Source organism: Microbispora sp. CSR-4, assembly GCF_008033685.1.
Lineage (GTDB): Bacteria > Actinomycetota > Actinomycetes > Streptosporangiales > Streptosporangiaceae > Microbispora.
Genome location: NZ_VJVX01000093.1, coordinates 1 through 12859 on the forward strand (window position 1 = coordinate 1; position 12859 = coordinate 12859).

At 70.6% G+C, this 12859-nt stretch carries 12 protein-coding genes; 5 read left to right on the forward strand and 7 right to left on the reverse strand.

Annotation, left to right across the window (positions count from 1 at the left end; translation table 11 throughout):
- Positions 1-90: 90 nt before the first annotated feature.
- From FLV34_RS37370 to FLV34_RS40970, 3 genes are all read right to left on the reverse strand, one after another.
- On the reverse strand, positions 91-1098 hold the full coding sequence (locus FLV34_RS37370; protein WP_147945383.1) for an ABC transporter permease: 1008 nt from the start codon (positions 1096-1098) through the stop codon (positions 91-93).
- A 3-nt stretch (positions 1099-1101) separates the two neighbouring features.
- Positions 1102-2922: an ABC transporter substrate-binding protein gene (locus FLV34_RS37375; protein ID WP_142649251.1), complete on the reverse strand. Its 1821-nt coding sequence runs from the start codon at positions 2920-2922 to the stop codon at positions 1102-1104.
- 67 nt (positions 2923-2989) lie between these two features.
- Positions 2990-3127: a hypothetical protein gene (locus tag FLV34_RS40970; protein WP_168066165.1), complete on the reverse strand. Its 138-nt coding sequence runs from the start codon at positions 3125-3127 to the stop codon at positions 2990-2992.
- A gap of 52 nt (positions 3128-3179) precedes the next feature.
- Between FLV34_RS40970 and FLV34_RS40975 the strand changes: the two genes are divergently transcribed.
- Positions 3180-3380, forward strand: a complete 201-nt coding sequence (locus FLV34_RS40975; RefSeq protein WP_167530662.1) for a hypothetical protein — start codon at positions 3180-3182, stop codon at positions 3378-3380.
- A gap of 2 nt (positions 3381-3382) precedes the next feature.
- Entirely contained in the window at positions 3383-4663 is a 1281-nt protein-coding gene (locus tag FLV34_RS37380) for a sulfite exporter TauE/SafE family protein (RefSeq protein WP_187280837.1), read from the forward strand.
- A gap of 128 nt (positions 4664-4791) precedes the next feature.
- On the opposite strand, the gene FLV34_RS37385 is transcribed toward FLV34_RS37380, so the two are convergent.
- A complete protein-coding gene (locus FLV34_RS37385) occupies positions 4792-5811 on the reverse strand; it encodes a hypothetical protein (RefSeq protein WP_147945385.1) in 1020 nt (339 codons plus the stop codon).
- 255 nt (positions 5812-6066) lie between these two features.
- Here FLV34_RS37385 and FLV34_RS37390 point away from each other — a divergent pair, with 255 nt between their 5' ends.
- A complete protein-coding gene (locus FLV34_RS37390) occupies positions 6067-7518 on the forward strand; it encodes a tetratricopeptide repeat protein (RefSeq protein ID WP_147945386.1) in 1452 nt (483 codons plus the stop codon).
- A 218-nt stretch (positions 7519-7736) separates the two neighbouring features.
- Here FLV34_RS37390 and ald read toward each other — a convergent pair whose 3' ends face one another.
- The gene (gene ald, locus FLV34_RS37395) at positions 7737-8852 is read right to left on the reverse strand and encodes an alanine dehydrogenase (RefSeq protein WP_142649247.1); all 1116 of its coding nucleotides are present in this window, start codon (positions 8850-8852) and stop codon (positions 7737-7739) included.
- A gap of 67 nt (positions 8853-8919) precedes the next feature.
- Positions 8920-10302, reverse strand: coding sequence for an aspartate aminotransferase family protein (locus tag FLV34_RS37400; RefSeq protein WP_142649246.1), 1383 nt, complete (start codon positions 10300-10302; stop codon positions 8920-8922).
- Positions 10303-10551: 249 nt separating this feature from the next.
- Here FLV34_RS37400 and FLV34_RS37405 point away from each other — a divergent pair, with 249 nt between their 5' ends.
- Positions 10552-11904, forward strand: coding sequence for a M20/M25/M40 family metallo-hydrolase (locus FLV34_RS37405; protein WP_142649245.1), 1353 nt, complete (start codon positions 10552-10554; stop codon positions 11902-11904).
- Positions 11905-12018: 114 nt separating this feature from the next.
- On the opposite strand, the gene FLV34_RS37410 is transcribed toward FLV34_RS37405, so the two are convergent.
- Positions 12019-12645 (reverse strand): pectate lyase, encoded by a 627-nt coding sequence (locus FLV34_RS37410; protein ID WP_261986049.1) that lies wholly within the window; start codon positions 12643-12645, stop codon positions 12019-12021.
- Position 12646: 1 nt separating this feature from the next.
- Here FLV34_RS37410 and FLV34_RS42970 point away from each other — a divergent pair.
- Positions 12647-12859 (forward strand): hypothetical protein (locus FLV34_RS42970; RefSeq protein ID WP_261986050.1); only part of this gene is annotated, 213 nt, incomplete at its 3' end.

The window sequence follows — 12859 nt, forward strand, 5'->3', positions numbered from 1 at the left end:
CCGCCGTGTCAACGTCCTGCACGCGATTCTGCGGCACAGGAGGCCGTACGACCCTAGCCATGTCCGGGCTGCGGTGGCTTGACAAAAGCATTAGGCAGCCTCCCCTCCGCTGCGCACCCGGGGATCGATGACCGTGTAGAGGAGGTCGGCGGCGATGTTCGCGACGACGACCGCCGTCGTGATGAGCAGGAACGCCCCGCCCATCAGCGAGTAGTCGCGGTTGTTGATGCTGTCGATGAGCATCAGCCCCAGGCCCGGGTAGTTGAAGATGCGCTCGATGAAGATCGAGCCGCCGAAGAGCAGGCCCAGCGAGAGCGCCAGGATCGTGAACAGCGGCAGGATCGCGTTGCGCGCCACGTAGCGGAAGATGATCGACCGCTTCATCCCGCGCAGCTCGGCCGCCAGGATGAAGTCGTCGCCGAGCACGGTGACCACGCTCGACTTCATCGCGAGGATCCACCCGCCATAGCCGGCCAGCGCGTACGTGACGACCGGCAGGGTGGCGTGCTGCACCAGCGAGCCGATGTAGTCGGCGGTGAAGCCGGGGTCGATCACGATGTCGGCCGTCCCCCCGGCGGGGAGGATCGGGATCAGCGTGGTGAAGATCGCCCCCAGCAGCAGCGCCAGCACATACTGCGGCACGCCGTGCAGCAGCGACCCGGAGATGGCGAGGAGGTCGCCCAGCACGCCGGTCCGCTTGATCGCCGCGTAGACGCCCATGACGACGCCGACGAGGAAGCTCAGCAGCGTCCCGGCGAGCACCGGGATCAGGGTCCACTTGGCGGCCGAGAACAGCACGGTGGACACGCCGGTGCCGGGCACGGACAGCGACTGCCCGAGGTCGAGGTGGGCCAGCCCGCCCATGTAGTCGAGATACTGCTCCCACAGGCCGCCCTTCGGCGTGAAGCCGTACAGCGCCTCGACCGCGCGCTGGGCGGCGTCGGGGGCCATGCCCTGCTCGACGAGCTTCTGGTAGCGGGCCAGGAGCGGATCTCCGGGAACGTTTCTGATGATCAGGAAGCTGATCGTCGTGACGACCAGGATCATGACGAACCCGCGGGCCACATGGCCCGCGAGCCGCCTGAGGAGAACCGCCATGGACTACTGCTTCTTCTTGATCAGGCCGAGCTGGATCCAGACGCCGGAGGGCTGGCGCAGCAGATCGCTCTCGTCCTCCGGGAAGCCGGTGAAGCGGTTGGTGTTGACGAACTGCGTGTTCACGTAGTCCCAGAGCTGGATCACCGGAAGATCCTGGTTGGCCGCCTTGGCGAGCTTGGCGATGACGGCCTTCTGCTCGTCGCCCGTGACGCTGTTGAGCTGGACGGTCAGCTCGCCGGGGTTGACCGTGCCGACGCCCTCGACGTCGATCGTCTCGGGGCCACCCATCCAGTTGCCGTCCTTGCCGGCCGGCGAGTGCTTGACCTTGCCGCCGAGGATGTTCCAGCCGTTCGAGGAGCCGTACAGGCGCTGGTAGATGTTGTACGGCGCGGGGCCGAGCGCGATGAGCCAGAAGCCGAGGTCATACTTGCCCTCGGCGAGCTCCGACAGATACAGCGGATAGTCGGCCGTGGTCACCACCTCGGCGTCCACCCCGGCCGTGGCGAGCTGGCTGGTGATGGCCTTGGCCGCGGAGACCCAGTCGGAGAACGGCGCCGGGATGTTGATCGTCACCTTCCACGGCTTGCCGTCGGCCAGCGCCCACTTGCCGTCCTTCTTCTGGAGGCCGGCCTCGGTGAACTCCTTCTCCGCCTTCGCCGGGTCCAGCGCGTACGGCTCCAGCGTGTCGAGCTCGGCGCCGAGCCATTCCCTGGCGGCCTTCTGGTGGATGCCCGACGTGGTCACGGCCGCCGTGCCGCCCTCGGGCGAGGCGATCTGCGTGACCTCCTGGCGGTTGATCAGGTAGGCCAGCCCGCGCCGCACGTGCACGTTGTCGTACGGCTTCTTCGCCTGGTTGAACGCCAGCGAGACGGCCACCGGGGAGTAGCCCTTGATCACCTGGTTGCCGGGCGTCGCCTTGATGCGCTTCATCACGTCGGCGGGCACCGCGGTGAACGGTGCGTTGTCGAGCGTGCCGGAGGTCAGATAGTTCCAGATCTGCTCGTTGCCCGTGGTGTTGAGCAGCTTGAGCTGGTCGGGCGCGACGTTGGCGGCGTTGTAGAAGTTCGGGTTCTTCACCAGCAGCGCCTCGCCGGGGTTCATCCGCTTGAGGACGAACGGCCCGGCCGACACGTCCTGGGCCGGAGCGAACGCGAGCACCTTCTCCGACAGCGCCTTGACCTGTCCGCGCGCCGCCTCCGCCTCGGGGCCGTCACCGCGTGCGGCCTTGAGCGTGTCCCAGAAGTCGGCGGGGACGACGCTCTGCCAGACGTGCTCGGGCACCACGAACGCGTCCATGACCCCGCGCACGAACGTGACGCTGGGGTTCTTCATGTCCTGGGTGATCTTGATCGTCCTGTCGTCGACGACCTCGACGTCCGAGGCGGCGCCGGCCGCGCCGGGGTCGACCGCGAAGGCGGTGCTGCCCTGGGTGTAGGCCAGCGCGATGGAGAACTTCACGTCCTCGGCGGTGACGGGCTGCCCGTCCGACCACTTGTTGCCCGGCTGCAGGTGAAGGGTGATGGACGAGTTGTCCGGCGCGATGTCCCAGCTCGCCGCGATGCCCGGATAGAACTGGTTCGGGTCAGTAAGGGTGTTCTTCGCCCAGGCGATCCTCATCGCGTTGTAGCCCCAGAACGCGTTGCCCTTGGGGTTCCACGGGTTGATCGGCGCGTTGACGTCGAGTGACGGCTTGTTGATGTCGACCGTGGTGTAGACACCGCCACCGCCACCGCCGCCCGTGGATTTTCCGCTCGTGCCGCCGCCGCTGCATGCCGCGACGGCCGCGAGGCTGAGCACCGCCGCGACCGCTGTCAGACGTTTCATTGACCGCTCCGGGGGGTTGTTCTGATGCGGATCTTGTCCGGACCTTATGCGGCGGCCCAAGCACAGGTCAATAATCTGCAAAACTCGTGAGGGTTCTGCAACTTTCCTTCATCGCGGTCACGGCGAAACCGAGCGCCGCGACGAACCGCCGCAAGTGGTGGTCTTCTCTCCGGCCGGTCAGCGAACTGTTACTGGTCGCTTCCACGCGATCACATTACGTTGCGAGCAAAGACCCCCGTCCTGCGAGGAGGACCTGCGTGAAGTCCATCGCCCGATTCTGTGGCAACTGCAGCTGCGGCTGCCCCGAGCTGTTCGTGGACGTCTCCGCCCCGGCGGAGCGTCAGGTCGTCATCACCGACGACTTCGGTCAGAAGGTGGAGATGAGCCTCGACCAGCTCGGCTCGCTCGTGGAGGCGGCGAAGACCGGCGCGCTGGACGACCTCGCGCTCACCGGCTGACCGTGGAGCCGGCCGCCCTGTTCGCCGGAGGTCTCGTCGCCGGCCTTGCCGCGGGCACAGCGTCGTGCACCGCCGTCCAGGGCGGCCTCCTCATCGGCCTGGCCGCCCAATCTCGCGGCCAATCTCGCGGCCGGTCTCGCGGCCCGTCCCGCGCCCTGTCTCACGGCCTCGCCCGCGGCCTCCCGCCGGTGGCGGCGTTCCTGACCGGCAGGCTCGCCGCCCACACCGCCCTCGGGGCGCTGCTCGGGCTGCTGGGCGCGGCCGTACAGGTCGGCCCGCGCACCCGCGCGGCACTGCTCGTCGCCGCCGGGACCGCGGTGGTCGTGCTCGCCGTACGGATGCTCCGTCGCCGCCGGTGCGCACAGGCGGAGCCCGGGACGGCGGACGGCGACCCGCGTGCATGCTCGTGCGCGGACGGTGGGCCCGCGCAGGACCGCACACAGATGAAAAGCGCACCGCCGGACAGTGCTTCACCGGACAGCGCACCACCTGACATCCCGCCGCCGGACAGTGCATTCCCGGGCAGCGCACCACTGGACATCCCGCCGCCGGGCAGCGCACCACCGGGCAGCGCACCCCGGTGTCCCGCACTGACAGATGGCGCACCACGGGGTCGTGCACCACTGGGCGGCGGGGCCGGTTCCCCGGGCGGCGGGGCCCGCTCCCCCGGCCTTGCACGGGCGGCGGCGCTGGGCATGGCCACGATCTTCGTACCCTGCGGCGTCACGATCGGCATGGAGGTCGTGGCCGTCGGCTCGGGCTCGGCGCTCGGGGGCGCGGCCACGCTCGCGGGGCTCGCACTCGGCACAGCGCCCGCCTTCGCCGCCCTCGGTCTGCTGCTGCGCACGCTCGTCTCGACCCGGCTGGCCGCCCTCGCGGGGATCGCGGCCCTGGCCGCCGGGCTGTTCACCGCCGGCTCCGGGCTGCGGCTCGGCGGCTGGCTGCCGGACGCCTCCCTGCCGGAGTTCGGCTCCCCCGCCGCCGCGGCGGGACGCGCCCTCACCGGCACGGACGGCGTCCAGCGGCTCACCGTCTGGGCGACCCCGGAGGGGTTCCGGCCCGGGATCGCCGTCGCCGCCGCCGGACGGCCCGTCGAGATCGTCTTCAGGACGAAGGACAACCGGGGCTGCACGCGCACGCTCACGATCGACGACCACGACGTCGTGCTCCCCGTGACCGGAGAGCGCGTGGTGCGGCTGCCCGCCCGTCCGCAGGGGCGGCTGCGCTACGCCTGCGGCATGGGCATGTACGTGGGCTTCGTCAGGTTCGAGCGCTCCCCCTGACCCCCCGGGCAATCCCCGCGGACAGGGCAAGACGGATGCCGGCCGGGGGCTCCGGCCGGCATCCGCCGGGGGTCAGGGAACGCGGGCGCGGGCATCGCAGGGGATCAGGGCACACCGGGGCACGGGGATCAGGGAACGCGGCGGCTCGCCGCGAGGGCGTTGTCGGCCTGGGTCTGGTTGTAGGTGGCGCGCGTCACGCAGACGTGGTCGGCGGGAGTGGCCCCTCTCCAGACGTATCCCTGCTTGCAGGTGTCCGGCCCGTACGGCCCCCACCCCTGGCGCCGGCTCGCGGCGAGGGCGTTGTCGGCCCGCACCTGGTCGCGGGTGGCGGGCGTCACGCAGACGTGGTCGGCGGGAGTGGTCTCACGCCAGACGTATCCCTGCTTGCACGTGTCCGGCCCGTACGGCTTCTTCACCGAACCCCCCGGCCAGAAGGGCGGGTTCTTCGGCACGGTGTACGTGATCTCGGTCCACCCGGAGTAACGGGTCGCGAAGAGACCGCCCGACCAGGCGCCTTCCACCTTGAAGGTGTAGGTCTTGCCGGGAACCAGCGTCCCCGTGGTGGCCTTGGTCGCGTTGCCCGGCAGGTCCACCTGCACACCGGGGTCATACCGGAACAGCACCTTCTTGTACGAGCTGCCGTTCACCCACTGCACCGTCGCCCGGTAGTCGCCGTATGCGACGACCCGCAGGTTCTGCGGCTTGGGCACGGGGCGCAACTGGCCCGCGCCCGGAGGGAAGGAGGGGACGTTCCCGGCGATCGGGATGGGGTCGCTGGAAGCGCACTCCGAGGGGTGCCCGACGCCGGGCCACAGATAGCAGACGGTCACCCGGGGGGCCTGGCCGGCGTAGGCCCGCACGTGCGCGGCGGGAATGGTGAAGGAGGTGGTGGCGCCGCGGTCGTTCCATGTGCCCTCCTGGTAGCCGCCGAACGTCAGGACCGTCGCCTCGCCCGCGACCGTGCCGGAGAAGAACGTGTCCGGCCCCCACGTCACCCGTAACCCGCCGTCGACCGGGATGATGCTGTTGATTCTCGGGGGCCGCCGGTTCACGTCCGCCTGCGCGGGACCGGCCACTGTCGCGCACGTGAGACCGGCGGCCAGCCCGCCGGCCACGAGGGCCTTGACGTACGCTCCACGGCGCTTCATCTGAGTCATCTCTCTTCTCCCGTCCGAGCTCCGTACTGACGAGTCCCACGATGCGCCGGGGCCCTGACCGGCCACATCGTGGCAATCCCTGCGGCCGGTTCCGGGATATCCCGGAACCACCGGCCGCCGGACACGTCGTCGAGCTCAGGTGGGAGCGCGGGGTGTGGTGCCTGCGCGGCGCCGCACCCACGTGTCATCCCAATGTCTTGCCAATAACCCTCCGTGACGACTCGGTTACGTGTCACCCTGTGTCCCATGACACTAGTGGGAGCGACGGAGGCGACCGCGTGGCCCGGGATACCGGTCCCGCGTACCCCTGAACCCCTGGACCCGGCCGAGGCGAACCTGGTCGACAGGGCCCGTGACGGCGACAGCGACGCGGCGCACCGGCTGGGCCGGCTGTGCGCGGAGCGCGACGACCGGCTGGGCGCCCGGCTCTGGTGGGAGCGGGCGGCGCGGGCGGGCAACGTCGACAGCGCCTACAACCTCGGGCTGTGGCACCGCACGCACGGGACGACCGAGGAGGCCATCGGCTGGTTCGAGCTGGCGGCGAACACCGGTGACGCCGACGCGGCGACGAACCTGGCATCACTGCTGCTGGAGCGGCGCGGCGACGCCGACGGAGCACGCAAGTGGTTCGAGCGGGCGGCCGAGGACGGCTCCCGCCACGCGGCCCGGCGGCTGGCCCTGCTCTGCGAGGACCAGGGCGACGGCATCGGCGCGCGGCGCTGGCACTTCAGGGCCGCCGTGGACGGCGACCTGCGCTCGGCCCACGACCTGGGGTTCCTGGGCTACGCCGCAGGCGACGAGGCCGAGGCGCTGCACTGGTGGGAGTACGCGGCACGTGGCGGCCACGCGGAGGCCGCCTATCACATGGCCCTGCTCCTGCACGCGGCACGTGACGAGAAGGGCGCGGAGGCGTTCTACCGGCTCGCCGTCCGCGCCGACCACCCCGGGGCGGCCTTCCGGCTCGGCGACATGGCGCTCTGCCGGGGCGACCTGACCACGGCACGCGCCTGCTTCGAACGGGCGGCGCAGACCGGCCGGCCGGACGCGCGGCGGATGGCCGGTCTCGTCTGCGCCCGGATGGACGACAAGCCGGGGGCCGCCCGATGGTATGGGCAGGCCGCGGCCGACGACCCCGAGGCGGCCTTCCGTTTCGGCCTGCTGCTCGTCGCGGAGCACAACGACCTGAAGGGCGCGCGCCACTGGTTCAGGCGTGCGGCCGAACGCGGGCACCACGGCGCCATGGTCGAGCTGCGGACGCTGCTGCCCCTGCTCGGCGCGTCGCCCGAGACCGAGGAGTGCCTGCTCGACCCGGCCCCGCCCTACTGGAGCCGCCCGGCGGAGCCCGGGCAGGCCGCACGCGCGGAGCTCGCCGTGGCGGCGGCGCGCAGGCGCGGCGACCCGGCGGCGGAGCCCGCGGACCTGGTCGAGATCCTCGGCACGTGGGATCTCGTCACCACCGAGCTCCTCACCGGGGCCTCGCCGCTCGGCGACGGGCCCGACGTGGTGGGCCCGGCGGACACCGTGGGGTGGCTCGCGCAGGCGAGCGGACTGCACCGGGCCGCGATCGAGCACCTCGCCCTGGTGCGCGCGACGCTCCTGCGGCCGGGGACGGCCCCGTTACCCACCCCGGCCGAGGTCGAGCACGTGCTCGGCACCGCGAGGGATCTGCGCAGACGCCTCGGTCTCGGTCGTGCCTGACAAATCACGCCCTGCTGCGCGTGGCCCAGGCGGCGCATCGCGGCGTTCTCGCCCTACCCGCGAAGATTGCTCACCGGCTCACGATCTCCGCGGGGCCCGGATTCGTCGCCCATAGCTCCGGCTATGGCCTCCTCCTCCGCCTTGCGATGCATCCACCTGCACGCTCACGACGGGCAGCGTTTGTCAGGCACTTCCGCGCTGATCCCCCACGTCTGCGGTCAGGCGGCGAGGATCTCCGCGACCGGCGTGTACGCCAGGCCGTGCGCCGAAGCGACGGGCGCGTTGGTGAGGACGCCTGCGTGGGTGTTGAGACCCAGGCCGAGCGCCTCGTCGCCGCGCAGCGCGTCCTTCCAGCCCCTGTCGGCGATCTTCACGGCGTACGGCAGGGTCGCGTTGGTCAGGGCGTAGGTGGAGGTGTTGGCCACCGAGCCCGGCATGTTCGCCACGCAGTAGAACACCGACTCGTGCACGCGGAACGTCGGCTCGGCGTGCGTGGTCGGGCGGGAGTCCTCGAAGCAGCCGCCCTGGTCGATCGCGATGTCGACGAGCACGGAGCCCGGCTTCATGCGGGAGACCAGCTCGTTGGAGACGAGCGTCGGGGCCTTGGCGCCCGGGATGAGCACGGCGCCGATGACCAGGTCGGCCTCGATCACCGCCCGCTCGATCGCGTACGACGTCGAGACCAGCGTCTTCAGCCGGCCCTGGTAGATGGCGTCGATGAAGCGCAGCCGGTCGATGTTTACGTCGAGGATCGTCACGTCGGCGCCCATGCCGACGGCGATCTGCGCCGCGTTGAGGCCGGAGACGCCGCCGCCGATCACGACGACCTTGGCGGGGGCCACGCCGGGCACCCCGCCGGGAAGCACGCCGCGTCCGCCGTTGAACCGCATCAGGTTGTACGCGCCGACCTGGGGGGCCAGCCGCCCGGCGACCTCCGACATCGGGGCCAGCAGCGGCAGCCCGTTGCCGACCTGGACGGTCTCGTACGCGATGGCGGTGGTGCCCGCCGCGAGCAGCGCGTCGGTGCACGGCCGGGAGGCGGCGAGGTGGAGATAGGTGAACAGGATCTGGTCCGCGCGGAGCCGGTGGTACTCCTCCGCGATCGGCTCCTTGACCTTGAGGATCATCTCCGACTCGGCCCACACCTCGTCGGCGCCCTCGACCAGCTTGGCGCCGGCCGCGAGGTACTCCTCGTCGGTGATGTGGGAGCCGAGTCCGGCACCGCGCTGGACGTCGACCTCGTGGCCGTGACGGACGAGCTCGTGGACGCCGGCCGGGGTGGCGGCGACGCGGTATTCGTGGTTCTTGACCTCGGCGGGCACGCCGATCTTCATGAGGTGTGTCCTTTCAAGCGGTCACTCGTCACGGTCGCCCCCTGCCCGGCCGCACGAGCTCTATGGTCTAAAGGCGGGCCCACGCCTCGGTGAGCACCGAACGGAGAATCGACTCGATCTCGTCGAACTCCTTGGGGCCGCAGATCAGCGGCGGGGCGAGCTGCACGACCGGGTCCCCACGGTCGTCCGCCCGGCAGTACAGGCCGGCGTCGTACAGCGCCTTCGAGAGGAAGCCGCGCAGCAGGCGCTCCGACTCCTCCTCGTTGAAGGTCTGCTTGGTGGACTTGTCCTTGACCAGCTCGATTCCGTAGAAGTAGCCCGAGCCGCGGACGTCGCCGACGATCGGCAGGTCGCGCAGCCGGTCGAGGGTCGCCTTGAACACCGGCTCGTTGGCCGTGACGTGCTCAAGCAGCCCCTCCCGCTCGAAGATGTCGAGGTTGGCCAGGGCGACGGCGGCCGACACCGGGTGGCCGCCGAAGGTGTATCCGTGCGCGAAGGTCTCGCTGCCGTGCTTGAACGGCTCGAACAGCCGCTCCGACACGATCATGGCGCCGATGGGCGAGTAACCGCTGGTCAGGCCCTTCGCACAGGTGATGATGTCCGGCACGTAGTCGAACTTCTGGCCGCCGAACATCGTGCCGAGACGGCCGAAGGCACAGATGACCTCGTCCGACACGAGCAGCACGTCGTGGGCGTCGCAGATCTCGCGCAGGCGCTGGAAGTATCCGGGGGGCGGCGGGAAACAGCCGCCGGCGTTCTGCACCGGCTCGACGAAGACGGCGGCCACGGTGTCCGGGCCCTCCATCTCGATGGCCTTGCCGACCTGGTCGGCGGCCCAGCGGCCGAACGCCTCGGGGTCCTTGTCCAGGCCGGGGAAGCCGGAGATCTCGTCGGCGCGGTAGAGGTTCGTGTTGGGGGCCTTGATCGCGCCGGGCACCAGCGGCTCGAAGACCTGCTTGAGCGCCGGGATGCCGGTGATCGACAGCGCGCCCTGCGGGGTGCCGTGGTAGGCGATGGACCGGCTGACGACCTTGGTCTTCAGCGGCTTGCCCTTGAGCTTGTAGTACTGCTTGGCCAGCTTCCAGGCCGACTCGACGGCCTCGCCGCCGCCGGTGGTGAAGAAGACGCGGTTGAGGTCACCGGGGGTGAGCTCCGCGAGCCGCGCGGCGAGCTCGGCCGCCTTCGGGTGCGCATACGACCACAGGGGGAAGAACGCGAGCTCCTGGGCCTGCTTGGCGGCGGCCTCGGCCAGCTCGGCGCGGCCGTGACCGACCTGCACCACGAACAGTCCGGCCAGGCCGTCGAGATACCGCTTGCCGTGGATGTCGTAGACGTAGGCGCCCTCGCCGCGCACGATCATGGGCACCTCCCCTCCCTCGTAGGAGGAGTGGCGCGTGAAGTGCATCCAGAGATTGTCCTGTGCGGCCTTGAGAACGTCGGGGCGCGTCATCGCAACCTTCCCTCAGGTGATCCGTCGCTGCTGCACAGTGTGCATGCCGCTTCCGCGTTTTGCCAAGTGATTACGTGGCGTCACTGTGAAAGAAGTTCGGATTCCGTGACATCGACATGTAACGGCAACGAAATCCGTCACCGTAGATTGGGGCCGTCCAGGCGCGGGAGCTGGGCCGGCCCGACCTGTGGTCAAATGGGGTTCCACCAGCCGACCTGGCAAGATCCGCGTACATTCCGGGAGAACGTCGTGACACCAGAGGAGATCGAGCGCGCCGTCGAGGAGGGCATGCCGCAGACGGTCGAGGACCTCAAGCGCCTCGTCGCCATACCGTCCGTCGCGTTCCCCGGCCACTCCGAGGCCCCGGTCCTTGAGGCCGCGGCGCTCGTCGAACGGCTGCTGCGCGACGCCGGCCTCCCGCACGTCCGGCAGATCCCCATCGAGGGCAGCTTCCCCGCCGTGTTCGCCGAGGCGCCCGCCCCCGAAGGGGCCCCGACCGTGCTGCTCTACGCGCACTACGACGTGCAGCCCGCAGGCGACCTCGCCCTGTGGCGCACTCCGCCGTTCGAGCCCACGGTCGTCGACGGGGTCATGCACGGCCGGGGCGCGGCCGACGACAAGAGCGGCGTCATCGCCCACGTGGCCGCGCTGCGCACTTTCAACGGCCGGTTCCCGGTCGGGCTGAAGGTCATCATCGAGGGCCAGGAGGAGTACGCCGGCGAGCGCCTGGAGGCGTTCGTCGAGAAGAACCCCGAACTGCTGCGCGCCGACGCCATGGTCATCGCCGACGTCGGCAACCCCGCGGTGGGCGACCCCGCGATCACCACCTCGCTGCGCGGCATGGCCGCGTTCACCGTGGAGGTCCGCACGCTCGCCGAGGCCGTGCACAGCGGCTCGTTCGGCGGCGCCGCCCCCGACGCGCTGGCCGCGCTCATGCGCATGCTGACCGCCCTGCACGACGACCAGGGCAGCGTACGGGTGCCCGGGCTCGAACCGGGGACCTTCCCCGGCGAGGCCGCCGGCGAAGAGGAGTTCCGCGAGCTCGCCGGAGTGCTCGACGGCGTGTCGCTGGTCGGCGACGGCTCGCTCGCCGACCGGCTCTGGGCGTCGTACGCGATCACGGTGACCGGGCTGGACGTGCCGACCGTGACCGGCGCCATCAACGCGGTCCAGGCGGTGGCCCGCGCGCGCGTCACGATCCGCATCCCCGCGAGCGGTGACTCCCGGCAGGCGCTGAACGACGTGACGGCCTACCTGGAGAAGGTCGCGCCGTGGGGGGTCAAGGTCTCCTTCAGCGACTTCGTCACCGGCTCGGGCTTCCAGATCGAGCCGGGCGGCCCGGCCATGAACGCCGCGGGGCGCGCGCTGGAGCGCGCCTTCGGGCGGGCGCCGCGCCAGGTCGGCCAGGGCGGCTCGATCCCGCTGGTGGCGGCCCTCGCCCGGCAGTTCCCCCAGGCCGAGATCCTGCTGTACGGCGCCGAGGACGACGGCGCCTCGATCCACGCCCCCAACGAACGGCTGGTGCTGGACGAGCTCAAGCGGATCATCACGACCGAGGCCCTGTTCCTCGCCGACTACGGCGGCTGGCACGGCGCGTCCTGAGCCCGCGGCAATCGGACACAGAAGGCCCGGTGGATGGGGGGACCACCGGGCCTTCCGTTTTTCTCGCACCGCCGTCACACGTGGCCCGGGGGATCCGCGGGCCGGCCGGCGCGCTTACTGGTAGTGGATGTCGGAAGAGCTGTAGATGCAGTTCGTGCCGTCGGCGCCCTCACCGATCTTCGTGGGCTCGCTGCCCTTCGGCACACCCTTGTACTTCTCGCAGATCACGATCTTGTGGCTGGAGTCGTTCTTGATCGTGATGTTCGAGAAGCGCGCGGTGTCGCCCCAGTTGGTGTTGATGCCCGCGAGCGCCTTGCCGGGAGAGGTCGCCACGATGTTCGACATCTGGACGTGCCGCTGGTAGGAGTTCGTGCAGTTGCCGCAGGCGCGGTAGAGCTTCCCGAAGTTCTCCACCTGGAAGTTCCTGATGATCATCGTGCCGGGGCCGTTGTGCTGGAACACCTTGTCGGAGGCGCTCCTGGCGCCGCCGCCGTCAATGGTCATGACCTGCGACGACGAGCTGCCCAGCAGGGTGGCGGCGTCTTCGCCGACGTCCTCCCACCAGACGTTCTGCAGCGTGCAGCTGCCCAGACAGTGGATGCCGTCGGCGCCGGGCGAGCCGATGATCACGTTCTTGAGCGTTGCGCCGTTGGCCAGCTCGAAGATCGGGTCCTGGCTCTCGCTCTGCCCGCCGTCGCCCATGTCACCACTTGCGTAGTAGCGCTTAAGGCCCCCGTCCACGGTGCCGGAGACGCTGATCGTGCTGGTGACCGCCTGCGAGCCGTTCGGGCTGGGCCAGCCCGACGGCGGCGGCGTCGGATTGGTGCTCGGCGTGGGCGAAGGGGATCTCGTCGGCGTCCTGGTGGGGGTGGGGGAAGCGGGCGGCTGGGAGCCGGTGGGCTGGAGTGACCACTGTTTGGTGGACACCGAGTCGCAGGAGTTCTGCTGCACGAGC